General features: G+C 72.2%; 29 protein-coding genes. 20 read left to right on the forward strand and 9 right to left on the reverse strand.

From position 1 onward, the window contains the following. Positions 1-78: 78 nt before the first annotated feature. Positions 79-1,872 carry an AMP-dependent synthetase/ligase gene (locus BLR90_RS01490; RefSeq protein WP_174812352.1) on the reverse strand — a complete coding sequence of 598 codons (1,794 nt, stop codon included), beginning with the start codon at positions 1,870-1,872 and terminating at the stop codon, positions 79-81. Between the two features lie 127 nt (positions 1,873-1,999). Here BLR90_RS01490 and BLR90_RS01495 point away from each other — a divergent pair, with 127 nt between their 5' ends. Genes BLR90_RS01495 through BLR90_RS21380 form a run of 5 tightly spaced genes read left to right on the forward strand, consistent with a single transcriptional unit; the run spans position 2,000 to position 5,905 of the window. Beyond that, positions 2,000-2,446 (forward strand): SRPBCC family protein, encoded by a 447-nt coding sequence (locus BLR90_RS01495; RefSeq protein WP_091021910.1) that lies wholly within the window; start codon positions 2,000-2,002, stop codon positions 2,444-2,446. Positions 2,447-2,449: 3 nt separating this feature from the next. Then, positions 2,450-3,643: an ArsA family ATPase gene (locus tag BLR90_RS01500; RefSeq protein ID WP_091021912.1), complete on the forward strand. Its 1,194-nt coding sequence runs from the start codon at positions 2,450-2,452 to the stop codon at positions 3,641-3,643. Further along, positions 3,640-4,068 carry a hypothetical protein gene (locus BLR90_RS01505; protein WP_091021914.1) on the forward strand — a complete coding sequence of 143 codons (429 nt, stop codon included), beginning with the start codon at positions 3,640-3,642 and terminating at the stop codon, positions 4,066-4,068. Before BLR90_RS01500 ends, BLR90_RS01505 begins: the two co-directional genes overlap by 4 nt. Beyond that, a complete protein-coding gene (locus BLR90_RS01510) occupies positions 4,065-5,006 on the forward strand; it encodes an ROK family glucokinase (RefSeq protein ID WP_091021916.1) in 942 nt (313 codons plus the stop codon). Before BLR90_RS01505 ends, BLR90_RS01510 begins: the two co-directional genes overlap by 4 nt. Then, positions 5,003-5,905 (forward strand): ROK family protein, encoded by a 903-nt coding sequence (locus BLR90_RS21380; protein WP_091021918.1) that lies wholly within the window; start codon positions 5,003-5,005, stop codon positions 5,903-5,905. Before BLR90_RS01510 ends, BLR90_RS21380 begins: the two co-directional genes overlap by 4 nt. 1 nt (position 5,906) lies before the next feature. On the opposite strand, the gene BLR90_RS21385 is transcribed toward BLR90_RS21380, so the two are convergent. Together BLR90_RS21385 and BLR90_RS01525 are read right to left on the reverse strand one after the other, a co-directional pair. Continuing rightward, the gene (locus tag BLR90_RS21385) at positions 5,907-6,344 is read right to left on the reverse strand and encodes a hypothetical protein (protein ID WP_091021920.1); all 438 of its coding nucleotides are present in this window, start codon (positions 6,342-6,344) and stop codon (positions 5,907-5,909) included. 10 nt (positions 6,345-6,354) lie between these two features. After that, positions 6,355-7,125: an alpha/beta hydrolase gene (locus BLR90_RS01525; protein ID WP_091021922.1), complete on the reverse strand. Its 771-nt coding sequence runs from the start codon at positions 7,123-7,125 to the stop codon at positions 6,355-6,357. Between the two features lie 88 nt (positions 7,126-7,213). Between BLR90_RS01525 and BLR90_RS01530 the strand changes: the two genes are divergently transcribed. Genes BLR90_RS01530 through BLR90_RS01540 form a run of 3 tightly spaced genes read left to right on the forward strand, consistent with a single transcriptional unit; the run spans position 7,214 to position 9,694 of the window. After that, positions 7,214-8,005 (forward strand): lysophospholipid acyltransferase family protein, encoded by a 792-nt coding sequence (locus tag BLR90_RS01530; RefSeq protein WP_218029316.1) that lies wholly within the window; start codon positions 7,214-7,216, stop codon positions 8,003-8,005. A gap of 11 nt (positions 8,006-8,016) precedes the next feature. Continuing rightward, positions 8,017-9,132, forward strand: a complete 1,116-nt coding sequence (gene macS, locus BLR90_RS01535) for a MacS family sensor histidine kinase (protein ID WP_281245372.1) — start codon at positions 8,017-8,019, stop codon at positions 9,130-9,132. A 55-nt stretch (positions 9,133-9,187) separates the two neighbouring features. Next, positions 9,188-9,694, forward strand: a complete 507-nt coding sequence (locus BLR90_RS01540; RefSeq protein WP_091021927.1) for a flavin reductase family protein — start codon at positions 9,188-9,190, stop codon at positions 9,692-9,694. Positions 9,695-9,696: 2 nt separating this feature from the next. Here BLR90_RS01540 and BLR90_RS01545 read toward each other — a convergent pair whose 3' ends face one another. From BLR90_RS01545 to BLR90_RS01555, 3 genes are read right to left on the reverse strand one after another with little or no spacing between them, the layout of a single operon-like run. Beyond that, entirely contained in the window at positions 9,697-10,347 is a 651-nt protein-coding gene (locus tag BLR90_RS01545) for a hypothetical protein (protein WP_091021928.1), read from the reverse strand. 8 nt (positions 10,348-10,355) lie between these two features. Next, positions 10,356-10,886: a CsbD family protein gene (locus BLR90_RS01550; protein ID WP_143016070.1), complete on the reverse strand. Its 531-nt coding sequence runs from the start codon at positions 10,884-10,886 to the stop codon at positions 10,356-10,358. After that, complete coding sequence (locus tag BLR90_RS01555) at positions 10,883-11,392, reverse strand: hypothetical protein (protein ID WP_091021931.1); 510 nt, start codon at positions 11,390-11,392, stop codon at positions 10,883-10,885. The genes BLR90_RS01550 and BLR90_RS01555 overlap by 4 nt, the downstream gene beginning before the upstream one ends. On the opposite strand from BLR90_RS01555, the gene BLR90_RS01560 reads away from it, so the two are divergent. Both BLR90_RS01560 and BLR90_RS01565 read left to right on the forward strand, forming a co-directional pair. Then, positions 11,391-11,645: a hypothetical protein gene (locus BLR90_RS01560; RefSeq protein WP_091021933.1), complete on the forward strand. Its 255-nt coding sequence runs from the start codon at positions 11,391-11,393 to the stop codon at positions 11,643-11,645. The genes BLR90_RS01555 and BLR90_RS01560 overlap by 2 nt on opposite strands. Further along, positions 11,642-12,313: a response regulator gene (locus BLR90_RS01565; RefSeq protein ID WP_091021935.1), complete on the forward strand. Its 672-nt coding sequence runs from the start codon at positions 11,642-11,644 to the stop codon at positions 12,311-12,313. Before BLR90_RS01560 ends, BLR90_RS01565 begins: the two co-directional genes overlap by 4 nt. A 21-nt stretch (positions 12,314-12,334) precedes the next feature. Here the strand turns inward: BLR90_RS01565 and BLR90_RS01570 are convergent, their stop codons facing one another. Further along, the gene (locus tag BLR90_RS01570; RefSeq protein ID WP_170254219.1) at positions 12,335-13,546 is read right to left on the reverse strand and encodes an oxygenase MpaB family protein; all 1,212 of its coding nucleotides are present in this window, start codon (positions 13,544-13,546) and stop codon (positions 12,335-12,337) included. 129 nt (positions 13,547-13,675) lie between these two features. On the opposite strand from BLR90_RS01570, the gene BLR90_RS01575 reads away from it, so the two are divergent. Genes BLR90_RS01575 through BLR90_RS01585 form a run of 3 tightly spaced genes read left to right on the forward strand, consistent with a single transcriptional unit; the run spans position 13,676 to position 16,026 of the window. After that, a complete protein-coding gene (locus tag BLR90_RS01575; protein ID WP_091021939.1) occupies positions 13,676-14,236 on the forward strand; it encodes a TetR/AcrR family transcriptional regulator in 561 nt (186 codons plus the stop codon). A gap of 20 nt (positions 14,237-14,256) precedes the next feature. Then, positions 14,257-15,105, forward strand: a complete 849-nt coding sequence (locus tag BLR90_RS01580; RefSeq protein WP_091021941.1) for an arylamine N-acetyltransferase family protein — start codon at positions 14,257-14,259, stop codon at positions 15,103-15,105. 33 nt (positions 15,106-15,138) lie between these two features. Next, the gene (locus BLR90_RS01585; protein ID WP_091021943.1) at positions 15,139-16,026 is read left to right on the forward strand and encodes a hypothetical protein; all 888 of its coding nucleotides are present in this window, start codon (positions 15,139-15,141) and stop codon (positions 16,024-16,026) included. Between the two features lie 65 nt (positions 16,027-16,091). Here BLR90_RS01585 and glpK read toward each other — a convergent pair whose 3' ends face one another. Both glpK and BLR90_RS01595 read right to left on the reverse strand, forming a co-directional pair. Next, the gene (glpK, locus tag BLR90_RS01590; protein ID WP_091021945.1) at positions 16,092-17,564 is read right to left on the reverse strand and encodes a glycerol kinase GlpK; all 1,473 of its coding nucleotides are present in this window, start codon (positions 17,562-17,564) and stop codon (positions 16,092-16,094) included. A 10-nt stretch (positions 17,565-17,574) separates the two neighbouring features. Beyond that, positions 17,575-18,393: a DUF1028 domain-containing protein gene (locus tag BLR90_RS01595; RefSeq protein ID WP_091021947.1), complete on the reverse strand. Its 819-nt coding sequence runs from the start codon at positions 18,391-18,393 to the stop codon at positions 17,575-17,577. A 96-nt stretch (positions 18,394-18,489) separates the two neighbouring features. Between BLR90_RS01595 and BLR90_RS01600 the strand changes: the two genes are divergently transcribed. The 7 genes from BLR90_RS01600 to BLR90_RS01630 all read left to right on the forward strand — a co-directional run bounded on the left by BLR90_RS01600 (position 18,490) and on the right by BLR90_RS01630 (position 26,078). Continuing rightward, a complete protein-coding gene (locus BLR90_RS01600) occupies positions 18,490-19,737 on the forward strand; it encodes an MFS transporter (RefSeq protein ID WP_245715095.1) in 1,248 nt (415 codons plus the stop codon). 44 nt (positions 19,738-19,781) lie between these two features. Then, on the forward strand, positions 19,782-20,450 hold the full coding sequence (locus BLR90_RS01605) for a hypothetical protein (protein WP_091021948.1): 669 nt from the start codon (positions 19,782-19,784) through the stop codon (positions 20,448-20,450). An 81-nt stretch (positions 20,451-20,531) separates the two neighbouring features. Beyond that, the gene (locus BLR90_RS01610; protein ID WP_091021950.1) at positions 20,532-21,560 is read left to right on the forward strand and encodes a 6-phosphofructokinase; all 1,029 of its coding nucleotides are present in this window, start codon (positions 20,532-20,534) and stop codon (positions 21,558-21,560) included. Between the two features lie 36 nt (positions 21,561-21,596). Next, complete coding sequence (locus tag BLR90_RS01615; protein ID WP_245715097.1) at positions 21,597-23,054, forward strand: APC family permease; 1,458 nt, start codon at positions 21,597-21,599, stop codon at positions 23,052-23,054. Between the two features lie 60 nt (positions 23,055-23,114). Further along, the gene (locus BLR90_RS01620) at positions 23,115-24,467 is read left to right on the forward strand and encodes a class II 3-deoxy-7-phosphoheptulonate synthase (protein WP_091021952.1); all 1,353 of its coding nucleotides are present in this window, start codon (positions 23,115-23,117) and stop codon (positions 24,465-24,467) included. A gap of 40 nt (positions 24,468-24,507) precedes the next feature. Further along, complete coding sequence (locus tag BLR90_RS01625; protein WP_091021954.1) at positions 24,508-25,086, forward strand: plastocyanin/azurin family copper-binding protein; 579 nt, start codon at positions 24,508-24,510, stop codon at positions 25,084-25,086. Then, positions 25,083-26,078: a threonine aldolase family protein gene (locus tag BLR90_RS01630; RefSeq protein ID WP_091021956.1), complete on the forward strand. Its 996-nt coding sequence runs from the start codon at positions 25,083-25,085 to the stop codon at positions 26,076-26,078. Before BLR90_RS01625 ends, BLR90_RS01630 begins: the two co-directional genes overlap by 4 nt. Positions 26,079-26,125 lie beyond the last annotated feature (47 nt).

Below are 26,125 nucleotides of genomic sequence, written 5' to 3' on the forward strand. Positions count from 1 at the left end.
GTAACACGGGCAAAGGGGCGGAAAAACGCTCGTGTCGCACCTGCCACATGCGCCACGCAGGCAACGCGTGCGGGCGCGTCAGGGGAGATAGAGCTCCGCGATCTCGTCCTTGCACTCCCGCATGACGACGTTGCGCTTCAGCTTGAGGCTGGGGGTCAGCTGACCGTCCTCCTCGGTCCAGTCGCGGGGGAGGATCGTGAACTTGCGGATCGACTCCGCCCGGGAGACGGTCCGGTTGGCCTCCTCGACCGCGGCGTCGATCTCGGCCCTCAGGTCGGGGTCGTCCACGAGCTCCGCGATCGTCCCGCGCTTCTGGTTCGCCTCGGCCCACGCGGGGAACGACTCGGGGTCGATCGTGACCAGCGCGGCGATGAAGGGTTGCCGGTCGCCGACGACGATGCACTGGCTGACCAGCGGGTGGGCCCGGATCCGGTCCTCGAGTGGCGCAGGTGCGACGTTCTTGCCGCCTGCCGTCACCAGGATCTCCTTCTTGCGGCCGGTGATCCGGACGAACCCCTCGTCGTCGACCTCGCCGACGTCGCCGGTGTGGAACCAGCCGTCGCGCTCGAGGGCCTCGGCGGTGGCCCCCTCGTTGGCCCAGTAGCCCGCGAAGACCTGGCCGCCGCGGAAGAGCAGCTCGCCGTCGTCGGCCACGCGGACCGACGTACCGGGGATCGGGCGGCCGACGGTGCCGATCTTGGTGGCCTCGATGACGTTGACCGTCAGCGCGCCGGTCGTCTCGGTGAGGCCGTATCCCTCGAGCACTGTCAGGCCGATGCCGCGGTAGAAGTGACCGAGCCGGTCGCCGAGGGGCGCCCCGCCCGAGACGGCGTGGACGCAGCGCCCGCCGAGGGCGGCGCGGAGCTTGCCGTAGACGAGGCGGTCGAACACCGCGTGCTGCGCGCGTACGGCGAGCGAGGCCCGGCCCCGCGGCCCGTCCAGGCCACGCGAGTAGGCGATCGCGCACTCGGCGGCGCGGGCGAAGATCGCGCCCTTGCCGTCGGCGGTGGCCTTCTGGGCGGCGGTGTTGAACACCTTCTCGAACACCCGGGGCACGGCGAGGATGAACGTCGGCTGGAAGTCCTGGAGGTCGGCGAGGAGGTTCTTGATGTCGGCGCTGTGGCCGAGCCGGGTGCCCGCCTGGACGGCTCCCACCTGGATGATCCGCGCGAAGACGTGCGCCAGGGGCAGGAACAGGAGCGTGGCGGAGCCGTCGCCGAAGAGCTCCTCCAGCTCGTCGACGGCCACGCCGAGCTCGAACATGAAGTTGCCGTGCGTGAGCATGCAGCCCTTGGGCTGACCGGTGGTGCCCGACGTGTAGATCAGCGTGGCCAGGTCGAGCGGGGTCGCCGTCGTACGGCGCTTCTCCAGGTCGTCGTCGGAGACGTCCTCACCGAGCCGCATCAGCACGGTGACCGCGTTGTCGGTGATCGACCACACGTGGTTGAGCTGGTCCAGGCCGTCGCGCACCTCGGCGATCCGGGCCAGGTGGGCCGGGCTCTCGGCGACGACCGCCCGGGCGCCGGAGTCCTTGAGGATCCAGGAGATCTGGTCGGCGGCCGAGGTCTCGTAGATCGGCACCGTGACGGCGCCCGCGAACCAGATCGCGTAGTCGAACAACGTCCACTCGTAGCGCGTCTTGGAGATCAGCGCCACCCGGTCGCCGGGCTCGATCCCGGCCGCGATCAGCCCCTTCGCCACGGCCGAGACCTCGCTCAGGAACTGCGCGGCGGTGACGTCCTCCCAGCCGGTGTCGCCGGGCCGGCTGAACATGACGTCGTCGGCCGCGTTGCGAGCGTGAGCCACCACGACGTCGGTGAGGTTGCCCGTCGCCGGGATCTCCATGGACAGGGGCGTCGAGAACTCGCGCACGCTTCCTCCTGGGCTCGCCGTCGGGCCGGTTCGTGGGCAGGTTACCGCCGTCGGCGCGACCCGGCCCATCCGGTAGGCTCGCCCCTCCGATCTGCCCACGCACACGGGATCCAGCAAGGGGTTCGCGATGGCCGAACAGACCACCTCATCGATCGTCATCGACGCCGCTCCAGCCGAGGTGATGAGCGTGATCGCCGACTTCCCTGCCTACCCCGAGTGGGCGAAGGGCGTGACCGTCTCCGACGTCGTCTCGTCGTTCGGTCCGGAGCAGGACGGGCGCGCCGAGCAGGTGTTCTTCAAGCTCGACGTCTCGCCGATCAAGGACGAGTACACCCTCGAGTACGTCTGGCACGGTGACCGCGAGGTCACCTGGAAGCTCGTGCAGGGCAAGATGCTGCGCCACCTCGACGGGGCCTACATCCTGGATGACCTCGGCAACGGCTCGACCGAGGTGACCTACCGCCTCGCCCTGGACGTCTCGATCCCGCTGATCGGGATGCTGAAGCGCAAGGGCGAGAAGATCCTGATCGACACCGCGCTGAAGGGTCTGAAGAAGCGCGTCGAGTCGCTCTGACTCGTGCGCATCCTCCTGTTCACCGGTAAGGGTGGCGTCGGCAAGTCGACGGTCGCCGCCGGTACTGCCGCGCTCGCGGCGTCCCAGGGGCTGAAGACGCTGGTGCTGTCCACGGACGCCGCGCACTCGCTGGCCGACGCCTTCGGTGCGGTCGTGGGCTCCGACCCGACCGAGGTGGCCGACGGGCTCTTCGTGCAGCAGGTCGACGCGCAGCTGCGCTTCGAGCAGTCGTGGGCCGAGATCCAGGGCTACCTGCTGTCGGTGCTCGACGTCGCCGGGGTGGACCGCGTGGCCGCCGAGGAGCTCACGGTGATCCCCGGCGCGGAAGAGGTCTTGGCGCTCCTCGAGCTCCGGCTGCACGCGGTGTCGGGCACCTGGGACGTGATCGTGGTCGACTGCGCCCCGACCGCCGAGACGCTCCGGCTGCTGGCGCTGCCGGAGGCACTCGGCTGGTACATGGAGCGGGTGCTGCCCATGGAGCGACGCGTGATCAAGGCGCTCAAGCCGGTGCTCACCCGTGCGGCCGGCGTGCCGATGCCGGGTGACAGCGTGTTCGACGCGATCGAGCGGCTGCACGCCGAGCTCGACCAGGTCCACGCCCTGCTCGCCGGCCCCGACGCGAGCGTCCGGCTCGTGCTGACGCCTGAGACGGTCGTGCTGGCCGAGGCCCGCCGCTCCTACACGAGCCTGTCGCTGTTCGGTTACCGGGTCGACGGCGTCGTGGCCAACCGGATCTTCCCCGCCGACGACGCCGACGACTGGCGCGCCGGGTGGGTGATGGCCCAGGACGCCGTCCTGGCCCAGGTCGACCAGTCCTTCGCGGGCCTGCCCATCTGGCGCTCGGAGTACCGCGCCCACGAACCGGTCGGTGTCGCCGCCCTGACCACGCTCGCCGCGGAGGTGTACGCCGGGTCCGACCCGCTTGCCGCACCCACCGGGCACGGTCCCTACGGCGTCGACCGCACCACCGACGGCGCCGTGCTGCGCCTGTCCCTGCCGTTCGTCACCCGCGCCGAGGTCGGGCTCGCGCGCAACGGCGACGAGCTGGTCGTGACCGTGGGGTCGTATCGTCGCCTTCTGACCCTGCCCGCCGGGCTCGCGCGGCTGCGCGTCGCCGGAGCCCGCGTGGAGGCAGGTGAGCTCCGAGTCCGCTTCACGGACCCGGCGGAGGAGAAGGCACGGGAGAAGGTGACATGAGCGAGCCCGACGACACCCACGGGCCTACTGGCGACGGCACCGGTGCCCACGAGCCGGTCGGCAGCGTGGGTGAGGAGGCGGCCAAGCTGCTCGGCGCTTTCTCCGACTGGGCCAAGGACCACGGCAGCGACGTGGGCCAGGGCCTCAGCGGCCTGGCGGGACAGGCGGCCAGCGCCCTGCAGGACGTCAACGACCACGTCGCGACCGGCAGCGCCGAGTGCACCTACTGCCCGATCTGCCGCACCGTTCACGCCGTACGCCAGACCAGCCCGGAGGTCCGCGCCCACCTGGCGACCGCGGCCGCGGCACTGGTGCAGGCGGCGGCGGGCATCCTGGCCACCCAGGTTCCGGCCGACGCCTCCGGGCGTGGGGCCGGGGTGGAGCGCATCGACCTGGACGACGACGGACCGGAGACGACCCCATGACGCTTGCCTGCGGCATCGATGTCGGTGGCACCAAGATCGCGGGTGCTGTGGTCGACGTCGACGGCACCATTCTCGAGGAGTCACGGGTCGAGTCGCCGGCCACCGACGTCGAGGCGATCGAGAAGGCCATCGCCGGCCTGGTCGCCGACCTGCGCACCCGCCACGCCGTCGAGCGGGTGGGCATCGGGGCCGCGGGCTACGTCGACGCCGGGCGGGCGCGGGTGCTGTTCGCCCCCAACCTGGCCTGGCGCAACCTCGACCTGAAGGCCGAGCTCGAGGAACACATCGACCTGCCCGTGGTGATCGAGAACGACGCCAACTCCGCGGCCTGGGGCGAGTTCGCGTTCGGCGCCGGTGCCGACGTCGACGACCTCCTCATGGTGACCGTCGGCACGGGCGTGGGCGGCGGGCTGGTGCTCGACGGCGAGCTCTACCGCGGTGCCTACGGCGTCGCCGCCGAGATCGGGCACCTCCGGGTCGTGCCTGACGGGCACCTCTGCGGCTGCGGCAACCGAGGCTGCCTCGAGCAGTACGGCAGCGGGTCGGCACTCGTGCGCGAGGCACGCACGGCCGCCGCCGGCAGCTCCCAACGTGCGGCCTCGCTCCTGGAGCGCGCGGGTGGAGACCCGGCCAGCATCACCGGCCCCCTGATCACGGCCGCGGCCCAGGACGGCGACCCGTTCGCGATCGAGCTGCTGGCGTCGCTGGCGCGCTGGCTGGGCGCCGGCATCGCCTCCCTCGTGGCGGTGCTCGACCCCGCTGCGGTGGTGATCGGCGGTGGCGTCAGCGAGGCCGGTGACCTGCTGCTCGACCCGATGCGGACGGCCTTCGAGTCCCACCTCAGCGTCCACGGCTACCGCCCGGCCGCCGAGATCCGCGCGGCCACCCTCGGCAACAAGGCGGGCGTCATCGGCGCGGCCGACCTGGCGAGACGTTGACTGGCCTCCACGTCGGGATCGACATCGGTGGCACCAAGGTGCTCGCCGGCGAGGTGTCGGACGAGGGGAAGGTCGTCCGCACCGCTCTGCGCCGTACGCCGGGTCGGCACGCCGACCCGCAGGCGCTCGACGACGCGGTGACGTCGGCGCTCGACGAGATCGCCGGCGGCCGGGCGGTTGCGGGCGTGGGCCTGTCGGTCGCCGGGCTGGTCGACCGCAGCGGTCAGCGGGTGCGCTTCTCCACCCACCTGCCGTGGCAGGAGGACGACACCTCGGACCGGCTGTCCCTGCGCTGGGGCGTGCCCGTGGTGATGGCCAACGACGTCACCTGCGCGGCGCTCGCGGAGCTGCGGTTCGGTGCCGGGCGTGCCCACGAGGACTTTCTGCTGATCACCGTCGGGACAGGTCTCGGCGGCGCCCTGGTCCAGGGGGGCCGGCTGATGCTGGGCGCCAACGGGATGGCCGGCGAGTTCGGCCACACCCGCGTGGTGCCCGACGGGCGTGACTGCGAGTGCGGCCTGCGCGGCTGCCTCGAGGAGTACGCCAGCGGCAACGCGCTCGTCCGGCTCGCCGGGCCGAGCTACGACGACGGCCAGTCCGTGACCGCCGCGGCGTCCGACGGTGACCCGCTGGCCCTCCAGGCCCTCGCGTCCGTGGGGGAGTGGCTCGGCGTCGGGCTGGCCGGCCTGGTGGGGGCGTTCGACCCGGCCGTCGTCCTCGTCGGGGGCGGCGTCGCCGACGCCGGGGAGCTGCTCCTCAAGCCCACCCGGCGTGCGCTGGCCCGCTCGGTAGTCGGAGCCGGTCACCGTGAGCTGCCCGAGCTGCTGCTCGCCGAGTGCGGACCACCCGCCGGGATGATCGGCGCGGCTCACCTCTCGCTGAGCCGCACGCGACACTAGGTCAGATCCTGGCCCCGTCGTCCCCGGGGTCGCGCGGCCCGCGCGGCATCTGCACCACGAGGTAGAGGAACCCGCCGACGAACCCGGCGACCAGTGCGTAGGCCACGAGGGACGGCAGGTCGATGCCGAGCACCAGGCAGACGAGCAGCACGGCCGGCGAGCCGAACACGCCGAGCCAGGCCACGAGCCGGTCGGTCGTGGTCGTGGGGATCGGCGGTGGCGGGGGCGGGACGAACCGGTCGCTGTCCCATTCGGAGTCCGGGTAGGGGTCGTCCCAGCTCAGCTGCGGCTCGGGCGTGGGCTCGGGCTCCGGCTCCGGCGCCGGCGCCGGCGCCGGCGCCGGCGGCGGTTCGGGCTCGGGTCTCGGGTCGAGGTCGGCCCGGTCGCCGAAGTTCTCCACGATCGCGCGCCAGGCCTCGTCCTCGTTGTCGCGCTGCACATGGACGAGGTTACGCCGCGGTTGTTCGGGCCACGAAGGCAGCGGACTCGTCGAAGATCTTCGGGGCGTCGTTGTCCAGCGTCGCGACGTGATAGCTCTCCGTCAGGGGTGAGACGGTCACGTCGCGCGAGGAGACGCGGCCGGTGATCAGCGGCTGCGACGCCTCGTCGACCACGTGGTCCTCGGTCGAGCGGAAGTAGAGGATCGGCGCGGTGACCTTGGGCAGGTCGGCGACCAGCGGCGGCCAGGCCTTCATGAGCGTGTGGATCGCCTTGAGCGGGGTGCGGGTGTAACCGTGCTCGTCGCCGCCCGGCTTCTTGATGTCGTTGGCGATGCCGGGGAACGACGGCACCACGTGCTTGAGCACCGGCAGCAGCTTGACGTCGAGACGCTTGGTGGCCACGGCCGGGTTGACCAGGACCACGCCCGAGACGCGCTCGGGGTGGTCGGCGGCCAGCCGCAGCGCGAGCGCCCCACCCATCGACAGCCCGCCGATGACCACTGCGTCGTTCTCGAGGCACAGCGCGTCGAACGCGCGGGTGAGCTCGCCGTACCAGTCGGCCCAGGTGGTGGTGTTGCACTCCTGCCAGGTGGTGCCGTGGCCGGGGAGGCGCGGCACGGAGACGCCGTACCCGAGCGCCGCGAGGTGCTCTCCCCAGGGCTTCATCGACGCCGGCTGGCCGGTGAAGCCGTGGCTGAGCAGCACGCCGACACGACGCCCACCGGTCAGCTCGGGGCGCGCGGCGACGGTGAGGGGCGAGGCGAGGAGGTCGATCGTCATGGCGCTGATTGTGCACCACCGGAGGCGGTAGGTGAGTGGGCTCCCAGGGACTACGCTTCGAGAAGTCAGGACTGCCGACGGGTCGGCGATGAGGAAGGGTGCTTCGTTGTTCTACTGGTTCCTCAAGTGGGTCGCCCTTGGTCCGTTGCTACGTGTGGTGTTCCGACCCCAGGTCGAAGGCAGCCAGCACGTCCCCGAGGAGGGCGCGGCGATCCTCGCCAGCAACCACCTCTCCTACGCCGACTGGCTGTTCATGCCCCTGACGTTGGCGCGCCGGGTCACCTTCGTGGCCAAGGCGGAGTACTTCACCACCCCGGGCATCAAGGGGTGGTTCCAGAAGCAGTTCTTCTCCGGCGCCGGGCAGGTGCCCATCGACCGCACCAGCGGCTCGGCGGCCGAGGGCGCACTCTCGTCGGCCAAGCGGATCCTGGGCGAGGGCGACCTGTTCGGGATCTACCCCGAGGGCACCCGCTCCCACGACGGCCGCCTCTACCGCGGCAAGACCGGCGTCGCCCGGCTCGCTCTCGAGACCGGCGTCCCGGTGATCCCGGTGGCCGTCGTCGGCACCGACGTGGTGGCGCCCCCGGGCAAGACGTTCGGCTCGTTCACCCGCCCGGTCGTGCGCTTCGGCAAGCCGCTGGACTTCTCGCGCTACGCCGGCCTGGAGAACGACCGCTTCATCCTGCGCGCCATCACCGACGAGATCATGTACGAGATCATGCGGCTCTCCGGTCAGGAGTACGTCGACATGTACGCCGGTCGCGCCAAGGACGAGACCAAGCGGCTCGAGGCGGAGGCCAAGGCCAAGGCCGAGTCGATCGCCCCCAAGAGTGACCCGGCCCCGTCCACGGACGACGGCGAGCAGAAGAAGGCGTCCTGACCCACCTGCGGCTGTGGAAGCGGCCCGCGCTCGCCGTCGAGGACCGGCTGTTCCGGGCGCTCGGCATCCTGCGCGTGGTGCTGCTGGCCAACACGGTCGGGCTCAACGTCTACCGCGCCGAGAACTTCGACCGACCGATCGCCGGCCTGGTCTGCGTCCTCGTCATGATCGTCTGGACCGCGGTCGCGCTGTCGGCGTACGCCGATCCCGCGCGGCGCCGGCCGTGGTTGTTCGGGGCGGACCTGGTGGTGACCGTCGCCCTGCTGGCGGTGTCGCCGGTGGTCAAGGGCGCCGACTTCAACGCGTCGGTGCCGGGCTTCTGGTCGGTCTGCGTGATCCTCGCGTGGGCGATCCAGTACCACTGGCGCGGCGGGCTTGTCGCGTCCGCCTGCGTCGCGGTCGCCGACCTCGTCGTACGCGACCACATCACGCAGACCAACTACGGCAACGTCTTCCTGCTGCTGGTCGCCGGGCCCATCGTCGGGTTCATGTGCGAGTCGCTGCAGCTGATGGCCCGGGAGCGCGACGAGGCGCAGCGCGCGTCGGTGGCCGCCGCCGAACGGGCGCGGCTCGCGCGCACGGTCCACGACGGGGTCCTCCAGGTGCTGGCCATGGTGCAGCGCCGGGGCGCCGAGCTCGGTGGTGAGGCCGCCGACCTGGGCCGGCTCGCGGGGGAGCAGGAGCAGGTGCTGCGCACGCTGATCCGCTCTCAGGACGCGGTCTCGTCGACCTCGCCCGACGCGACCGCCGACCTGGCCGCCTCGCTCGCGGGGCTCGGCGGGCGTGGCCACGTCACCGTCGCCACCCCAGGTACGCCGGTCGAGCTGCCCGCCGCGGTGGTCACCGAGCTGCTGGCCGTCGTGTCGGCCTGCCTCGACAACGTGGTCGCCCATGTCGGCGCGGACGCCCCGGCGTGGGTGCTGCTCGAGTCGTTCCCCGACCGGGTCGTGGTGACCGTGCGTGACGAGGGCGCGGGCATCCCGCCCGGGCGCCTGGAGACCGCGGCGGCCGAGGGCCGGCTCGGCGTCAGCGAGTCGATCCGCGGACGGATCGCCGATCTCGGCGGCTCCGCCGAGCTCACCACCGGTGCCACGGGCTCCGAGTGGGAGCTCGTCGTACCGACCTGAGCCGGCACCGCAGCGCGCCACGCGGGACCTGGGCAGTCGGACCTAGGCTCAGTGGGTGACCATCCACAGCACGCACCCGTTCGCGGACCCGGACCCCGACCCGGTACGCCGGCTGCGCGGCCGCGTGGGTGGCGCGGTGTCGCTCTGGACGGCCGGCGACGCGGGCGAGCGTTCCGGCCTGACTGTCACGTCGCTGATGCTGGCCAACGGTGAGCCGGCCCACGTGCTCGGCCTCCTCGACCCCGACTCCGACCTCGCCGAGCGACTCCTCGAGACCCAGCGCTGCGTGGTGCAGCTGCTGTCGTGGCCAGACCGCGACCTGGCCGAGGCCTTCGCCGGGACCGCTCCGGCACCGGGCGGGCCGTTCCGGATGGCGGCCTTCGAGCAGACGCCGTGGGGACCACGGCTGTCGTCGGCGTCGACCTGGGTGGGGGTGACCCTGGTGGACCAGCGCGACGTCGGCTGGTCGCTGGAGGTGACCTGTCGCCTCGACGAGGTGGCGGTCGACGACGAGGCCGCGCCGCTGCTGCACCGGCGCGGCCGCTACGTCCGGCCCGACTGAGGTCAGCTGTCCTGCTTGCGTTCCTGCTTCTTGGCCTCGGTGAGGTCGCTCAGACGCTCGGCGTCGGCGCGCGCCTCGGCCGCCGACTGCTTCGTCTCGCGGGCTTCGGCGAGCTCGTCCTTGGCCTCGCGCTCTGCGGCCTGCAACTTGGCTTCAGCGGCGGCCTCGACGCGCTGCTTGCGCTGCTCGGCGGTCGCGGTGCGCTGAGCCGCCCGCTTGTCGGCGGCCGCCTTCTTCGCGGCCGCGGTCTTCTCGGCCCTGGCCTTGGCTTCCTGCTTGCCACGTACCTCGGCGATGTCGGCCTCGTCCAGGCCGGAGGTGGCGCGCTCCTGGGCGGCCTTGCGCTTGCGCGCGGCCTCCTGGCGGCCGGCGGCCGCCGTGTCCCGGGCCTGCTCGCGGCGCGCTTCCGCCTCCTGCTCAAGACGGGCCGCCGTGGCGAGCTTGTCGGAGCGCTCGATGCGGTTGACGCCGCGGCGGGCGAGGTCGCCGTTGCGCAGAACGGCGCCGGCGAGCTTGTCGGCCGAGCCGATGGTGCGGTCGAGTGTGGCGCGCGCCGGGGAGTCCTCCGCCAGCCGGCGGGAGAGACTCCGGTCGACGAGCACGAGGGGGAGCCGGGCGAGCTCGTAGGGAAGGGCGACAAGGGTGCTGATCATGGTGGTCCTCACTTCTCGGTCTGGGCGCGCAGCTGCGCGGCCTGCTGTTCGGCGGCGGCGGCCTCGCGCTCGAGGCGAAGCTTCTCCGCGGCCGCCTGGCGCTCGGTGTCGTCGGCGTCGGCCGCTACGGCCTCCGCCTCACGGAGCCGGGTCTCGGCGAGCTCGTCGGCCTTCCGCTCGGCCGCCTCGAGGCCGGCGGCCTCCTGCGCCTGGGCGGCGCGCTCGGCGACGGCGTGCTCACCCTCGCGCTGGCGGTCTGCCACCGTCTCCTCGCGGTCGGCCTGCGCCTGCGCCACGCGCTTCTGGAGTCCGGCCTCGCGGTCGGCGTCGCGCATCTCCTGCGCGGCCTCCTCGCGCTTGGCGTCAGCGACTGCGTCGTCGGCCAGGGCCTCCTTGCGGTTGCGTGCCGCGGCCTGCTGGAGCTGTCCCTCCTCCACCAGGTCGTCCTTGCCGGTCACCGCGCCGGCGACCTCCTTGGCCTTGCCGGCGAGGTTGTCGAACATCCCCTCGCGGGCTTCTGCTGCTTTGTCGTTGCTCATGGGCGACCGGTGCCCGGTCGCGGCGGCTTGACCCGGTTCGCACCGTGTGACCTTGGCCTCACACGCTGTCCTAGGCTCCGGTGATGGCCTTTCCGAGGGAGTGCGTGCGCGTCCGGTCCGGCGCGTCGAGCCGCCTGGTCGACCCCGCGGTCGAGCGCCTGGTCGACGAGGTCTGGTCGGCTCAGCTGGCCGAGGCCGCGGCCCGAGGGCTGGCGCTGGGCGACGCGCCGGCGTACCGCCTGGAGCGCGCGGTCGAGCGCGGGGACCTGCTCGAGCTGACGCTGGCGCTGGAGCCCTATCGCGTGCACTCCGCCCTGAAGACGCTGCACCGCGACCCCCGGGTGCGCCCCGAGCACCACGACCGGATGCTCGTCGCCGACGGGCTGGTGCGCGCGGCCGACGGCCAGTACCTGCTGCTGAGCACGCCCAAGGTCACCGGGGTGGAGCTCCAGCTGGTCGCCGGCCCAGCGGGAGCTCCACACGGCCGACGACCTGTTCGGCTTCATGCGGCAGCGGGTCGTCCGGGCGCTGGACGTCACCGAGGCGGAGGTCGACGTGCGCGGCGTCGTCGGCCTGGTCGAGCAGGAGATCGGCTGCGTCAACGCGGTGTTCGACGTCAGGCTGGGAGTGGCGGCGGACCGCGTGTCGGCCCGGGACGGGTCCGGGCTCGTCGTGGTCCCGGCGGCCGACCTGCCGGGCTTCCTCGCGGACGGGCCCGGCTACCTGCCGCTGGTCGGGGCACTAGGGTCGCGCCCATGACCTCGGAGACCGACCAGCCGCCGACCCGGGTGATGGTCGTCGACGACCACCCGATGTGGCGCGACGCCGTCGAGCGCGACCTGCGGGACGCCGGCTTCGACGTGGTCGGCGTCGCCGGCTCCGGCGCCGAGGCGCTCGCGCGGTTCCCGGCCTGCCGGCCGCAGGTGGTCGTCCTCGACCTCCAGATCCCGGCGCCCAACGGGGTCGAGGTGACCGCCGAGGTGCTGCGCCAGGACCGGTCGGCGCGGGTGCTGATCCTGTCCGCCTCCGGCGAGCAGGGCGACGTACTCGAGGCGGTGAAGGCGGGCGCGACCGGCTACCTCGTCAAGTCGGCCTCCCGCCCCGAGCTGATCGAGGCCGTACGCCGGGTCGCGCGCGGCGACACCGTCTTCACGCCCGGGCTGGCCGGGCTCGTGCTGGGGGAGTTCCGGCGGCTCGCGGACCCGTCGGTCGACGAGGACGGGCGACCGCGGCTGACCGAGCGCGAGACCGAGGTGCTCAAGATGGTCGCCAAGGGCATGTCCTACAAGCAGATCGCCGAGCGGCTCGTGCTCTCGCACCGCACCGTGCAGAACCACGTCCAGAACACCCTGCGCAAGCTCCAGATGCACAACCGGGTCGAGCTGACCCGCTGGGCGATCGAGAAGGGCCTCGACGACGACGAGTGAGCCGGCGCCCCCGGGTGCTGCCTAGGCCCGCGCGGGGTGCGGCAAGCCGTCGCCGGGTGACTCGTCGACGAGGTCGTGCTGGACGGCGTACTTGGTGCGCAGACGGTGGTCCTGCTTGACCCGGTAGCGCTCGCCCAGGGTGGTGCGCGGCCCGAGGGTGCGGGGGTAGCGGTCGAGGGCGGCGTTGACTCTCGCGATCGCCGGGCCGACCCGCTCGATGATCCGCTTGGTGCGCGGGGCCTGTGGGATGCCCAGCTCGTCGGCGATCTGGTCGCCGAGGAAGACGCGCTCGAGGCCGTGGACGACGGGCTTGGCGGCCCGCCGCAGCCGGGCCGGGCGGGCCGGCAGGAGGCACTCGATCTCGGGCACCAGGAACTCCGAGTTGATGCTGGCCACGAGGTCGCGGCAGTAGCTGTCGACCGGCGGCCGGGTGAGCAGGTAGATGTCCTCGAGCCGCTCCTGCTCCTCGCGGTCGCGGGGGAGCAGCGTCTCGTCGATGCCGAGCAGGTGGCCGAGGTAGCGCCACCGGGCGTAGGCGGCGGCCTCCTCCTCCGGGAGGTACGGCGCCCCGATCGCCCGCATGCCGCGGATCGGGATCAGGCAGAACTCGATGAGCGTGTAGCCGAGGAAGGCCTGGCAGATCGGCACGCCCCACGCGCCGAGGTCCCACTCGGGGTCCTCGCGCAGGGCGGCGCGCACCAGCGCATGGATGATCCGCACCCGCACGGTGAGCTCGAAGCCGCTGGAGAAGCGCTCGAGCCCGCCGGTCTTGCTGACCTCGACCAGCCAGGAGCCGACCTCGATCGTGCGCGCGCCGGCGTTCTCGATGTAGCGCCCGGTCATCTCCAGCGGCCGCGATGCCGCGGAGTTGGCGTAGCCGCTGACCAGCGACGCGGCGCCGAGCACGATCCCGGACTGCCGGGTGTAGCGGCCGATGTGGGCGCTGTCCCGGTCGATGACCTCCAGGTCGAGCCACTCGGGTACGTCGTCCAGCTGCGCGAACAGCGCCCGCAGCGAGGCCGGGGCATCGGGCACCGAGTCGACGCCGGCCTGGCACGCCTTCTTCAGCATCCGCATCGCCTTGCCGTGGCCGAGCGCGGGGAAGTCGGCGACGAACGCGTCGGCCAGCGGGTCGCCGGCCCACATCGCCTCGAAGTACGTCGTGGCGAAGTCGCCGAAGCGGCGCTCGGCCTCAGCTTTGTGGCGCACGGTGGTAGGGACCTCGGCTAGCATGCGTCGAGCATAAAAGTGACGGTGCCTCATGTTCCATTCACTTCTTGGCGACCGGTCGCCGCGATCTCCAGGAGCGTGGAAGTGGCTCAGAAACAGCGGATCCGCCCCAGTCAGGGCCGCGCGGTCCAGATGCGCCGGGACCTCCTCGACTCAACCCTTCACCTTTTGTCGGTCTCCGGAGCCGAGTCGCTCACGACGACCGCCATCGTGGAGCGCGCTCACGTCAGCAGCGGGACCTTCTACCGCTACTTCAACGACAAGGCCGAGATCCTCGGGGTCCTGCGTGACGAGGCGGTCGAGGCGATCACCTCCGACCTGATGGCCGGCGTCGTGCGCGCGATCGACCTGGGCCCGGACGAGGCGGTGCGCGAGGTCGTGCTCACGCTGGTGGACGCGTTCGAGCGGCACCGCGCGGTGATCCTGGCGATGGTCAACGCGATGCCGGCGGGCAGCAACGCCAACGTGCTGCCCGAGATCGAGGCGCGGCTCTTCCAGCTGGCGGCGGTGCTGCCGCGCCGCCACCGTCCCGAGCTCACCGCAGCGCAGCTCGACGCGGTCGTCTTCATGACTATGGGCGTGCTCGTGTCGACGTGCCTGCGGATCGCCCTCCAAAGACCTCCCGACACCTCACGCGACGACCTCGTCGACCTCGCTGTCGCGATGATCGCCGCCGGGCTCCAGGCGGCCTGAGCCCGGCTTATGCTCGGCAGATGCTGACCAGCGGCTACCTCCGGCACCTGGGCATCGACCACGCCCTGGCGCCGACCCTGGGCTCGCTGCGGCTGCTGCAGCGCCGGCACCTGGAGCGAGTGCCCTACGAGAACCTCGGCATCATGCTCGGCCAGATCCCGTCGGTCGACCCCGAGTCCAGCCTGGTGCGCGTCGGTGACCTGGGCCGGGCGGGCTACTGCTTCCACCAGAACGCCGTGCTCGAGCTGGTCCTGCGCGACCTCGGCTTCCAGGTCGAGCGCCGCCACGGTCACGTGTGGACCCGCGAGGAGCACCGGGACGACCCGTCGCTCAACCACCTGGTGCTGGTGGTCGGCGGGCTGCCGACCGCCGGCCACCCCGATGGCCAGTGGTGGCCCGACGTCGGCCTCGGCGAGGGGTTCTGGGAGCCGCTGCCGCTGGTCGCCGGCGCCTACGTCGACGGGCCGTTCACGTTCGAGATCACCGAGGTCCGCCCCGACGGCTGGTCGTTCCGGGGCGACCCGACCGGCTCGTTCGCCGGGCTCGAGGTGACCAGCCGCCCGACCGACCCGATCTCGGTGCTCGACGCCCACGCCACGCTCTCGACCCCGCCCGACGGGATCTTCACGCGGCTGCTCGTGGTCCAGCGCCGCGACGAGGCGGGCCTCGACACCGTGCGCGGGCTGGTCGCTTCGCGCATCGACGCCGTCGGCCGGCGCGAGCGCGACCTGACGTCGTACGACGAGTGGCGCGCGGCTCTGGTCGCCATCGGCTTGTCCCTCCACGGGTTCGTGGACGCCGACCTGCGCTCGCTCTTCGAGCGTTGCAGCACCGCCCACGAGAACTGGGACCTGGCGGGGCGTCCGTGACCTTCCGGCCGGAGGTGCTGCAAGGATCGCCGGATGGCTGACGAGCTGCTCGCGATCGCCGACGAGCTCTATGCGCTGAGCCTGCCGGACTTCACCCCCGCCCGCGACGCGCGGGCCAAGGAGCTCAAGGGCTCCGACCTCACCGCTCCGGTCAAGGCGCTGAAGAAGCCCTCACTGGCGGCGTGGGTGATCAACCTGCTCGTGCGGCGCGAGGGGGAGCAGGTCGACCGGATCCTCGAGGTCGGGGCCTCGCTGCGCGAGGCGCAGGCGGCCATGTCGGGCGACGACCTCCGGGCGCTCACCCGGCAGCGCCGCCAGGTCACGGCCGCGATCACCCAGCAGGCCCGCTCGCTCGCGTCCGAGGCCGGGGTGAAGGTCACCTCCGCCGTCGCCGACCAGGTCGAGGCCACGCTCACCGCGGCGATGCTCGACGAGCGCTGCGCGCAGGCGGTGCGCAGCGGGCTCCTCGTGACCGCCCTGTCGACCACGGGCGTCGGCGAGACCGACCTCAGCGGCGCGGTCGCGCTGCCCGGGGCGCTGGGCTTCGCGGCCCGACCCGTCGAGGCCGCACCCGAGGTCCGCCCCGACCTGCGCGTCGTACCCGACCCCGCCGCGGACCGGAAGGCGCGCACCGCTGCGGAAGCGGCCCTGGCCGAGGCCGAGGACGAGCTGTCCGACGCCCAGGCGGCGTACGACGAAGCGGCCGGCGACGTCGCCGAGCTCGAGGCCCGCTCGCTCCAGGTCCAGTCCGAGATCGAGGAGCTCAAGCGCCGGCTGGCCGAGCTGGAGGCGACCTACGACGAGGTGGACGAGGAGCTCGGTGACGCCGAGGACGTCCGCGCCGACGCCCAGCAGGCCCTCGACGAAGCCTCGTCGGCCCGGGAGTCCGCCGCCGCTGCTCTCGCCCGTTTGTCGGGATAGTCCCTAACAGGAGAGCGAATAGGAGCCCTCTTAGTCGCTCCCCGGTTGGGGACTATCCCGGCGACTCAGTCCTGGGCCCAACCCTTGGAGCGCTCGACGGCGTCGATCCAGCGGGTGTGGGCGGCATCGGCGGAGGAGCGGTCGAGGGAGGGCTCGAAGCGACGGTCGAGCTGCCAGGTGTCGCGGAGGTCGTCGGTGGAGTCCCAGACGCCGGTGCCGAGTCCGGCGAGGAAGGCGGCCCCGAGGGCGGTGGTCTCGACCAGGCGCGGGCGTTCGACGGGTACGCCGATCTGGTCGGCCTGCACCTGGCACAGCAGGTCGTTGGCGGACGCCCCGCCGTCGACCCGCAGCGAGGCCCGCGCGGGCATCGTGTCGAGCACGTCGCGCACCTCGAAGGCGATCGCCTCCAGGGTGGCCCGCACCAGGTGGGCCCGGGTGGTGCCGCGGGTGATGCCGATGATCAGCCCGCGCGCGTGCGGGTCCCAGTGGGGTGCGCCGAGCCCGGTCAGCGCGGGCACGAAGACCACGCCCTCGGTGTCGGCGACCGTGGCGGCGATGGCCGCGGTCTCGGCCGCCGAGCCCACGATCTGGAGGCCGTCGCGCAGCCACTGGACGGCGGCACCGGTCACGAAGATCGCGCCCTCGAGCGCATAGGTGAGCTCGCCGTCGGGCGAGCGCCAGGCGGCGGTGGACAGCAGGCCCGCGTCGGAGCGCTCCAGCGTGGTGCCGGTGTTGGTGAGGATGAACGAGCCGGTGCCGTAGGTGCACTTCGAGTCGCCCACGTCGAAGCAGGTCTGGCCGAAGAGCGCCGCCTGCTGGTCGCCGGCGATGCCCGCGATCGGCAGCGCCAGGTCGAGGAACGACGTGGGGTCGCTGGTGGCGAGGTCGCCCCAGTTGGGCACCAGCTCGGGCAGCGCGTCGCGGGGTACGCCGAACAGCGAGCACAGCTCGTCGGACCAGTCACCGGTGTTGAGGTCGAACAGCAGCGTGCGGCACGCGTTGGAGACGTCGGTGAGGTGCTCGAGGCCACGGGTCATCCGCGCGACGAGGTAGGAGTCGACGGTGCCGATCGCGTAGCGACCGGACTCGACCAGCGCCCATGTGCGCGGCTCGTGCTCGGCCAGCCACGCCAGCTTGGTGCCGGAGAAGTAGGGGTCGAGCCGCAGTCCGGTCAGCTCGGTGACGCGCTCCTCGTGGCCCGCGTCGCGCAGCCGCGTGCAGATGTCCGCCGTACGTCGGTCCTGCCAGACGATCGCACGGCGCGGGGAGCCCAGGGTCTCGCGGTCCCAGAGCAGGATCGTCTCGCGCTGGTTGGTGATGCCGATGCCCTTGAGCTCGGACGCGTCGACCTGGGCCAGCGCGTCGCGGGTCGCCTCCAGCGTCGACTGCCAGATCTCCTCGGGCGCGTGCTCGACCCAGCCCGGTCGCGGGAAGTGCTGCGCGAACTCCTGGTAGCCCTTGGCCGCGATCCGTCCCTCGGACGTGACGACGACCGCGGTGACCCCGGTGGTGCCGGCGTCGATCGCGAGGATGCTCACTGCCGGCTCCTCACCGGTCGCCGCGGACGATGTCGAGGACCCGCTGGTCGATCCACGCGAGGTCGGGGGCGACCCGCATCTCGTAGTTCTCGGTGCCGACCCACGTGTTGAAGTCGGGGAAGCCGGCGTCCCGTGCGAAGGCCTGAAGCTCGGCGTCGAGCTCGGGCGTCACCGGCACCCGCTCCTCCTCGGTCGAGGCGGTCAGGTAGAGCTCGTTGAGCTCCAGCAGCCGGGTGAGCTCGTCGATCGGCGCGGGGTGGTCGTCGACGCGCAGGTCGACGGCGATGTCGTCGCCACCGCCGTAGCCGGCGCCCTCGCTGACGACCAGCAGCGCGGCCGACTGCCGGCCGCGTTTGTCGCCACCCGCGACGTCACCGGCGGCGAGGGCGAGCAGCAGCCGGTCGGCCAGCGGGGAGCCGTCCGACGAGGCGTGCCAGGCCAGCTCCATCGCCTCGACGACCTCGGCCCCGGCCAGGCAGTTGCCCTGGATCGCGTAGCCCTCGCCGATCATGCCGCCGGCCCACTCGATGCACGCGTGGCCGGTGTGGGAGGCGGCGTTGCCGTCGACGTCGACGATGCCGACCTGCCGGTCGTCGCGCCCCTCGTCCTCCTCGAGCAGCCGTTGCAGCGCCACCGGCGCGGTCGCGCCCTCGTCGAGGTGGGCGAGCGCGATGCCCTTGTAGGCGACGTTGGCGTCGGCCTGGGTGGCGATGGCGCCGACCTCCGCCACGGCGGCGGGTACGACGGCGCCCACGGCCAGGAACTTCGAGGCCACCGCGACCCCCCAGGACTCGCCGTCGGAGGAGCGGGCCACGATCGAGAACGTCATGCGCGCGAGGTTAGCCTGGATCGCTGGACCCAGGCTCAGCGAACTCGTCCGATATCCGCTTGCCCTCAAGTGCGGTTGAAGTACCAGGATGGGTGCGTGCTCGAACGCCTCGGCTTCCCTCCGCTCGGTGACCATCGCCGTTTCGTGACCGCGCTCGCCATCGACGCGATGGGCAGCGGTGTGTTCATGCCGGTCTCGATGCTCTACTTCCTGGTCACGACCGACCTGAGCCTGGTCCAGGTGGGCGGCGCGATCTCGCTGGCGAGCCTGGTGGCGCTGCCGGCGGGCCCGCTGATCGGCTCGGTGGTCGACCGGATCGGCGCCAAGCACGTCCTGCTGGCCGGCAACGTGCTCCAGGCGGTCGGCTTCGCCGCTTACCTGTTCGCCGAGTCGTTCGTGTCGCTGACCGTCTGGACGATCGTGGTCACCGTCGGCCGCACCGCGTTCTGGGGCTCCTTCGGCAACATCGTGGCGGCGATCTCACAGCCGGGGGAGCGGGAGAAGTGGTTCGGCTTCCTCGGCGCGCTGCGCAACGTCGGCTTCGCGGTCGGTGGCCTCGCCGCGGGTGCCGCGATCACCATCGGTACCCAGTCGGCGTACGCGACCGTGGTCGTCGTCAACGCCGTCTCGTACGCCGTGGCGTTCGTGCTGCTGGTGTCGGTCCCGGCCACCACCCGGGGTGCCGGGACGCGGAGCGAGCCGGGCTCGTGGGCGGTGGTGCTGGCCGACCGCCCCTACCGGGTGCTGTTCCTCGGCCAGCTCGCGTACTCGACCTCGATGATGGCGCTCAACTTCGCGATGCCGGTCTACGCGACCGAGGTGCTGGGGCTCGCGGGCTGGGTGACCGGGGCGATCTTCACCATCAACACGGTGATGGTGGGCTTCGGTCAGGGGCTGGTGGTGCGCGGGCTCACCGGACGGGTCCGCTGGCGGGTGCTGATGGCCGCCAACGCGACGTTCGCGGCGTCGTTCGTCGTACTGCTCGGCGCGAGCCGGCTGTCGGTGGGGCTGGCGACCGCAGTCATGCTCGTGGGGTCGGTGATCTACACGCTGGGTGAGCTGCTCGGCGGGCCCGTGCACGGCGCGCTGTCGGCCGAGGCGGCGCCGGAGCACCTGCGCGGCCGCTACCTGTCGCTGATCCAGCTCGCCTGGAACGGGTCGGGCGCCCTCGCGCCGGTCGGGGTGGCGTGGCTGCTCTCGCGCGGGCCCGAGCCGGTGTGGCTGGCGTTCGTGGCGGTGTCGCTGCTGGGCATGCTGCTGGCCGCCCGGGTGGGTGTGGTCATGCCGCGGGCCGCGGAGCGGGTCACCAACCGGGCCGAGGAGGAGCCGGTCCCCACCTCCTGAGCCCGGTGGGGTTGGCGCCGTGGCGGGTGGGGCAGTCTCCTGCCGTGCTCAACGACCTCTCGCGCCAGACCCGGACCATGCTCTTCTTCCAGATGCTCGGGAGCGGGCTGATGTTCGGCGCGCTGTTCGCCATCCTCGACGAGCACCTGCGGCTCGCCCTGGCTCTGGCGGTGACCGGCCTGGTCGTCACCCTCGGCTGGGCCATCGGGGTCACCGTCTGGAACCGCCGGGTCGACCGGGCCTTCAAGACGATGCTGGTCCGCGCCGCCGAGGAGGTCGTCACGGGGAAGGTGGCCGGGATCCCCGCGGTCGGCCGGGTGCACCGGCGCCGGATCGCGCGCCGCGAGCCGGCGTTCCTCGCCGACACGTCGTCGGCGTTGCCGGGCCCCTCGGTGGTCCTGGTGGTCACGGCGCTCGCCGAGGGCGGTGCCCGGCGGGTCGGTGCGCTGGTCCCGGCCCTGGTCGGGCTCGAGGCCCGCAAGGCGCCCGTCGCGCTGTTGCTGCACCCCCACGAACGGGAGGCGGCCGTCCTGGACAACCGGGTGACGCTTGAGCAGGTGGCCGCGATCGGGGACGACCCACGCTGGGACACGGAGTGGCTCCCCACCGATCGCACGGTCGTCGGCGGCTACCTGCCGGTGGTCGGGTTCGCGGTGCTCGGGCTCGTGGTCGGCGTGGGGCTCGACCTCGCGCTAGTCCGCCTCGCCACCTGAGGCCCGAGGTGGCTAGTGTGGGGAGCGTTCGATATGAACGATCCAACAGGTTCCCAGACAGTTTCCTAACAGGGAGGTCCCATGCGCGTCGGAGTGCTCACCGGAGGTGGCGATTGCCCCGGACTGAATGCCGTGATCCGGGCTGTCGTCCGCAAGGGCGTCCGCACCCACGGCTTCGAGTTCGTCGGCTACCGCGACGGCTGGAAGGGACCGCTCGAGGGACTGACCATGGAGCTCGGGATCCAGGAGTGCCGCGGCATCCTGCCCCGCGGCGGCACCATCCTCGGCTCGTCGCGCACCAACCCGTTCAAGATCGACGGCGGGGTCGAGAAGATCAAGGAGAACCTCGCGGCTGACGGCGTCGACGCCCTCGTGGCGATCGGCGGCGAGGACACCCTCGGCGTCGCGACCAAGCTGGCCGACCTCGGCGTGCACGTGGTCGGCGTACCCAAGACGATCGACAACGACCTGTCCGGCACCGACTTCACGTTCGGCTTCGACACCGCGGTCAACATCGCGACCGAGGCCATCGACCGGCTGCACACCACCGCGGAGTCCCACCACCGCGTGCTCGTGGTCGAGGTCATGGGCCGCCACGCCGGCTGGATCGCCCTGCACGCCGGCATCGCTGGCGGTGCCAGCGCGGTCCTGATCCCCGAGCAGCCGTTCGACATCGAGGCGCTCTGCCAGCAGGTCGAGGACCGCTTCAAGACCAGGTACGCCCCGATCATCGTGGTCTCCGAGGGCGCGGTCCCGGCCGAGGGTGGCGACATGACCGTCGCCTCTGGCGAGAAGGACGCGTTCGGCCACGTGCGGCTCGGCGGCATCGGCGACCGGATCGCCAACGAGATCGAGCAGCGCACCGGCAAGGAGGCGCGCGCGGTCGTGCTCGGCCACATCCAGCGCGGCGGCACGCCCACGGCGTTCGACCGCTGGCTGGCCACACGCTTCGGGCTCCAGGCCGCCGACGCCGTCGCCGACGGTGACTGGGGCACGATGATGGCGCTGCGCGGGACCAAGATCATCCGCGTGCCGCTGAGCGAGGGCACCGCCGAGCTCAAGGTCGTCAGCCCCGAGGAGTACGCCGAGGCGCAGGTCTTCTTCGGGTGAGGTTTCGGGGTGCCCGGGAACGGGCACCCTGGCGCGGTGACCACCCAGGCGAACCCCGACGTCGACGTCAACGGCCCGACCCCCGACCTCAAGCGGGTGATGGGGCCCAAGCTGCTGCTGCTGTTCATCGTCGGCGACATCCTGGGTGCGGGCATCTACGCCGTCACCGGGGAGATGGCGTTGGAGGTCGGCGGCATCGTCTGGGTGCCGTTCCTGGTCGCGTTCTTCGTGGCCACGCTCACGGCGCTGTCCTACCTCGAGCTGGTCACGAAGTACCCCCAGGCGGCCGGCGCCGCGCTCTACACGCACAAGGCGTTCGGCATCCACTTCATCACGTTCATCGTGGCGTTCGCCGTCGTCTGCTCGGGCATCACCAGCGCCTCGACCTCGGCGAACCTGCTCGCGACCAACCTGCTGGCCGGGATCAACGGTGTGGGCGGCGACGTCGCCGACGGCAACACCGCGGTGACGGTCGTCGCCATGGCGTTCATGCTCCTGCTCGCGGCGATCAACCTGCGCGGGGTCGGCGAGAGCGTGAAGTTCAACGTGATCCTCACCCTCGTCGAGATGCTCGCCCTCGCGATCGTCATCGTGATCGGCGTCGTCGTCATCGCGCGGGGCGACGGCGACATCGGGCGGATCGCGACCTTCGAGTCCGGCGGTGACCGTGGGCTGTTCCTGGCCGTGACCGTGGCGACGGCGATCGCGTTCTTCGCGATGGTCGGCTTCGAGGACTCCGTCAACATGGTCGAGGAGACCCAGGACCCGCAGCGGATCTTCCCGCGGGTGATGCTCACCGGGCTCGGCATCGCCGTGATCGTCTACATCCTGGTGGCCATCTCGGTCATCGCGGTCATCCCGCAGACGGACATCGAGTCGGTGGTCGCCGAGGAGGGCAAGGTCCTGCTCAACGTGGTCTCCACCGGGGCCCCGGACATCCCGATCGACAAGATCTTCCCGTTCCTCACCGTCTTTGCGGTCGCCAACACCGCACTGATCAACATGCTGATGGCCAGCCGGCTGCTCTACGGGCTCGCCCACCAGGACGTGCTTCCGCGCACGCTGGGCAAGGTCCTGCCCGAACGCCGTACGCCGTACGCCGGCATCGCCTTCTCCACGCTGCTGGCGATCGGGCTGATCTTCGTGGTGACCTTCCTGGCCGACACCTCGGTGATCAAGGCCCTGTCCGGCACCACCGCCCTGCTGCTGCTCTGCGTGTTCGCGGTCGTCAACATCGCCTGCGTCGTCCTGCGCCGCGAGCCGTCGCCGGACGACGGCTTCCAGGCGCCGTCGTGGTCGCCCTATGTCGCCGGGGCGGCGTGCCTGTTCCTCGTCGGGCCCTGGGCGCGCGACCGCGACGACTGGGTGCAGTACTCCGTGGCCGCCGGCATGCTCGGTCTGGGCATCGTGCTGTGGGCGCTGACCTGGATGACCAACCGCGGCGTCCGCGCGAAGAAGACCGGCTTCCGCGACATCGAGCACCTCGAGGACTGAGGCGGTCCGCCGCCGCCCGACGAATCGGTGGCGGTGGCGCTGCCCGCGTAGGCTTGGCCGGTGAGCACCGTTCCCGACCTCGCCGCCCTGCACGCCCTCGGGCCGGCCCAGCAGCCGACGTACGGCGACCCCGCCGCGGTCGACGCCGCCGTCGCCCGGCTCCGCACCATGCCGCCGCTGGTCTTCGCCGGCGAGTGCGACGAGCTCAAGGCCAAGATCGCCGCGGTCGCCCGCGGTGAGGCGTTCCTGCTCCAGGGCGGCGACTGCGCCGAGACCCTGGCCGGGGTCACGGCCGACAACGTGCGCAACAAGCTCCGGGTCCTGCTGCAGATGGCCGTGGTGCTGACCTACGCCGCCTCCGTGCCCGTCGTGAAGCTCGGCCGTCTGGCCGGCCAGTACGCCAAGCCCCGCAGCTCCGATCTCGAGACCCGCGACGGAGTGACCCTCCCGGCCTACCGCGGCGACGCCGTCAACGGCTACGACTTCACGCCCGAGTCGCGGGTCCACGACCCGCAGCGCCTGGTCGATGTCTACAACGCGTCGGCCGCGACGCTCAACCTGGTCCGAGCCTTCGTCACCGGCGGCTACGCCGACCTGCGCCAGGTCCACACCTGGAACACCGACTTCGTGCGCGACTCGGTCGCCGGCCAGCGCTACGAGAAGCTGGCCCACGAGATCGACCGGGCGATGGCGTTCATGGAGGCGATTGGCGCCGACCCCGACGAGTTCCACCGGGTCGACTTCCACTCCTCCCACGAGGCGCTGGTGCTCGAGTACGAACACTCGATGACCCGCATCGACTCCCGCACCGAGCTGCCCTACGACGTCTCGGCCCACTTCGTGTGGATCGGCGAGCGCACCCGCCAGCTCGACAACGCCCACGTCGAGCTGCTGCGCCACATCCGCAACCCGATCGGCGTCAAGCTCGGCCCGACGACCACGCCCGACGACGCGCTGGCGCTCGCCGAGCGGCTCAACCCCGACAACGAGGCCGGCCGGCTCACGTTCATCACGCGCTTCGGTGCGGGCAAGATCCGCGACGGGCTGCCCGAGCTGGTCGAGAAGGTCACGGCGTCCGGGATCAACGTGGCCTGGGTCTGCGACCCCATGCACGGCAACACCTTCGAGGCGAGCTCGGGCTACAAGACCCGCCGCTTCGGCGACGTGATCGACGAGGTGCAGGGCTTCTTCGACGTGCACCACGCGCTCGGCACCTGGCCCGGTGGCGTCCACGTCGAGCTGACCGGTGACGACGTCACCGAGTGCGTCGGCGGCGGCGAGGAGCTGCTCGAGGCCGACCTCGGCGGCCGCTACGAGTCGGTGTGCGACCCGCGGCTCAACCGGGTCCAGTCGCTCGAGCTCGCGTTCCTGGTGGCGGAGATGCTGCGCCGCGAGAAGCCCGCCCAGCCCTAAGACGTTCCCGCTCTCCCGTCGAGGGTCTAGCGTGCGGAGGATGACCATCCGCATCGCTGCTCGGGCCGTCGTCGGACTGCTGATCGCCAGCGGTCTCGTGGCCTTGCCCGCCACCCCGGCGGTCGCCGCCGGGCCCACCGTGTCCGTCGCGGACATGCGGTTCACCCCCGCCACCCTGAAGACCGGGCTCGGCAGCACCGTCACCTGGACCTTCCCCGACCCGATGGCCCACACCACGACCTCTGACCAGGGCTTCTGGGACAGCGGGACGAAGTCCGGTGGCGAGACCTTTGCCCACACGTTCGGCTCGGCGGGCACCTTCGGCTACCGGTGCACGCTCCACCCGTCGATGACCGGCAAGGTGCGAGTGCCAGTGCGCCGCACCGGGTCCGCCACGTCGGGCTGGACGCTGCGGTGGGCGACCGCCGCCGGCGCCGGAGGCACGACGTACGACGTGCAGGTGCGGCAGGGCAGCGGGCCGTGGCGGGCGCTGCGCACCGACACGACCACGCCGAGCACGGCGTTCAAGAGGCAGGGCTCCTGGTCGGTGCGCGCGCGCACGTCCGGGGGATCCGGCACCTCGGGCTGGTCTCCCCCCGTGGTAGTCAAGACCCTGTGATCGACCTCCGCAGCGACACCGTCACCCGTCCCACCGAGGCGATGCGGGCCGCGATGGCCCGCGCCGAGGTCGGCGACGACGTCTATGGCGAGGACCCCACGGTCGCCGCGCTCCAGGACCGCGTCGCCGAGCTGTTCGGGCATGAGGCCGCGCTGTTCATGCCGACCGGCTCCATGGCCAACGTGCTGGCGGTGCGCTCGGTCGTGGCGCCCGGCCAGGAGGTGCTCTGCGAGGCGAGCGCCCACATCGCCCGCGCCGAGCTCGGTGCGCACGGCGCCTACAGCGGCGTCACGATGCGCACCTGGATCCACCCGCGCGGCCAGGTCGACCTCGCCATGATCCAGGGCATCTTCGCCCCCGAGATGGGCCCGTTCTTCGTGCGCACCGCGGCGATCTCGGTCGAGAACACCCACAACTTCGCCGGGGGAGCGGTGCTGCCGCTCGCCGACCTGCGCGACCTGCGCGACTACGCCACCGGCGTCGGCGCGGCGATCCACCTCGACGGCGCCCGCATCTGGAACGCGCACGTCGCGACCGGCACCCCGTTGGCGGAGTACGGCGCGGTCGCCGACGTCATGGCCGTGTGCCTGTCGAAGGGGCTGGGCGCCCCGGTCGGCTCGCTGCTGGTCGGCAGCCGCGACACCGTCGACGAGGCGCGCGTCTGGCGCAAGCGGATGGGCGGCGGCATGCGCCAGGTCGGCATCCTCGCCGCGGCCGGTCTGCACGCCCTCGACCACCACGTCGAGCGGCTCGCCGACGACCACGCCCACGCCCGCCTGCTGGCCGAGGCGTGCGGCGTCGACCCCGCGGGCGTCGACACCAACATCGTCGTCGTGCCCCGGGGCGACGCGGCCGAGTTCGTGGCGCGTGCGGCCGACGAGGGCGTGCGGGTCGCCACGGTCGGCCCGACCGTCGTACGGCTGGTCACGCATCTCGACATCACCCGCGACGACGCAGAGCGTGCTGCCAAGGTCCTCGCGGGGCTGGTCTGAGCGCGTCGAGTGCCGCGTGCGGCCGCAATTTCGGCCCCGAGGACCGG

This window comes from Nocardioides szechwanensis, assembly GCF_900103935.1.
Taxonomy (GTDB): Bacteria; Actinomycetota; Actinomycetes; order Propionibacteriales; family Nocardioidaceae; genus Nocardioides; species Nocardioides szechwanensis.

Bases quoted from the DNA above. Each gene is read 5' to 3' on its own strand.
- BLR90_RS01555 (WP_091021931.1), bottom strand. From the start codon at position 11,392: ATGAAGCCGAACAGGTCGTCGGCCGTGTGGAGCTCCCGCTGGGCCGGC.
- BLR90_RS01625 (WP_091021954.1), top strand. From the start codon at position 24,508: ATGACCATCCGCATCGCTGCTCGGGCCGTCGTCGGACTGCTGATCGCC.
- BLR90_RS01585 (WP_091021943.1), top strand. From the start codon at position 15,139: ATGGCTGACGAGCTGCTCGCGATCGCCGACGAGCTCTATGCGCTGAGC.
- BLR90_RS01495 (WP_091021910.1), top strand. From the start codon at position 2,000: ATGGCCGAACAGACCACCTCATCGATCGTCATCGACGCCGCTCCAGCC.
- BLR90_RS01525 (WP_091021922.1), bottom strand. From the start codon at position 7,125: ATGACGATCGACCTCCTCGCCTCGCCCCTCACCGTCGCCGCGCGCCCC.
- BLR90_RS01505 (WP_091021914.1), top strand. From the start codon at position 3,640: ATGAGCGAGCCCGACGACACCCACGGGCCTACTGGCGACGGCACCGGT.
- BLR90_RS01550 (WP_143016070.1), bottom strand. From the start codon at position 10,886: ATGAGCAACGACAAAGCAGCAGAAGCCCGCGAGGGGATGTTCGACAAC.
- BLR90_RS01570 (WP_170254219.1), bottom strand. From the start codon at position 13,546: ATGCTAGCCGAGGTCCCTACCACCGTGCGCCACAAAGCTGAGGCCGAG.
- BLR90_RS01560 (WP_091021933.1), top strand. From the start codon at position 11,391: ATGCGGCAGCGGGTCGTCCGGGCGCTGGACGTCACCGAGGCGGAGGTC.
- BLR90_RS01595 (WP_091021947.1), bottom strand. From the start codon at position 18,393: ATGACGTTCTCGATCGTGGCCCGCTCCTCCGACGGCGAGTCCTGGGGG.
- BLR90_RS01545 (WP_091021928.1), bottom strand. From the start codon at position 10,347: ATGATCAGCACCCTTGTCGCCCTTCCCTACGAGCTCGCCCGGCTCCCC.
- BLR90_RS01610 (WP_091021950.1), top strand. From the start codon at position 20,532: ATGCGCGTCGGAGTGCTCACCGGAGGTGGCGATTGCCCCGGACTGAAT.
- BLR90_RS01580 (WP_091021941.1), top strand. From the start codon at position 14,257: ATGCTGACCAGCGGCTACCTCCGGCACCTGGGCATCGACCACGCCCTG.
- BLR90_RS01510 (WP_091021916.1), top strand. From the start codon at position 4,065: ATGACGCTTGCCTGCGGCATCGATGTCGGTGGCACCAAGATCGCGGGT.
- BLR90_RS01575 (WP_091021939.1), top strand. From the start codon at position 13,676: ATGCGCCGGGACCTCCTCGACTCAACCCTTCACCTTTTGTCGGTCTCC.
- BLR90_RS01565 (WP_091021935.1), top strand. From the start codon at position 11,642: ATGACCTCGGAGACCGACCAGCCGCCGACCCGGGTGATGGTCGTCGAC.
- BLR90_RS01530 (WP_218029316.1), top strand. From the start codon at position 7,214: ATGAGGAAGGGTGCTTCGTTGTTCTACTGGTTCCTCAAGTGGGTCGCC.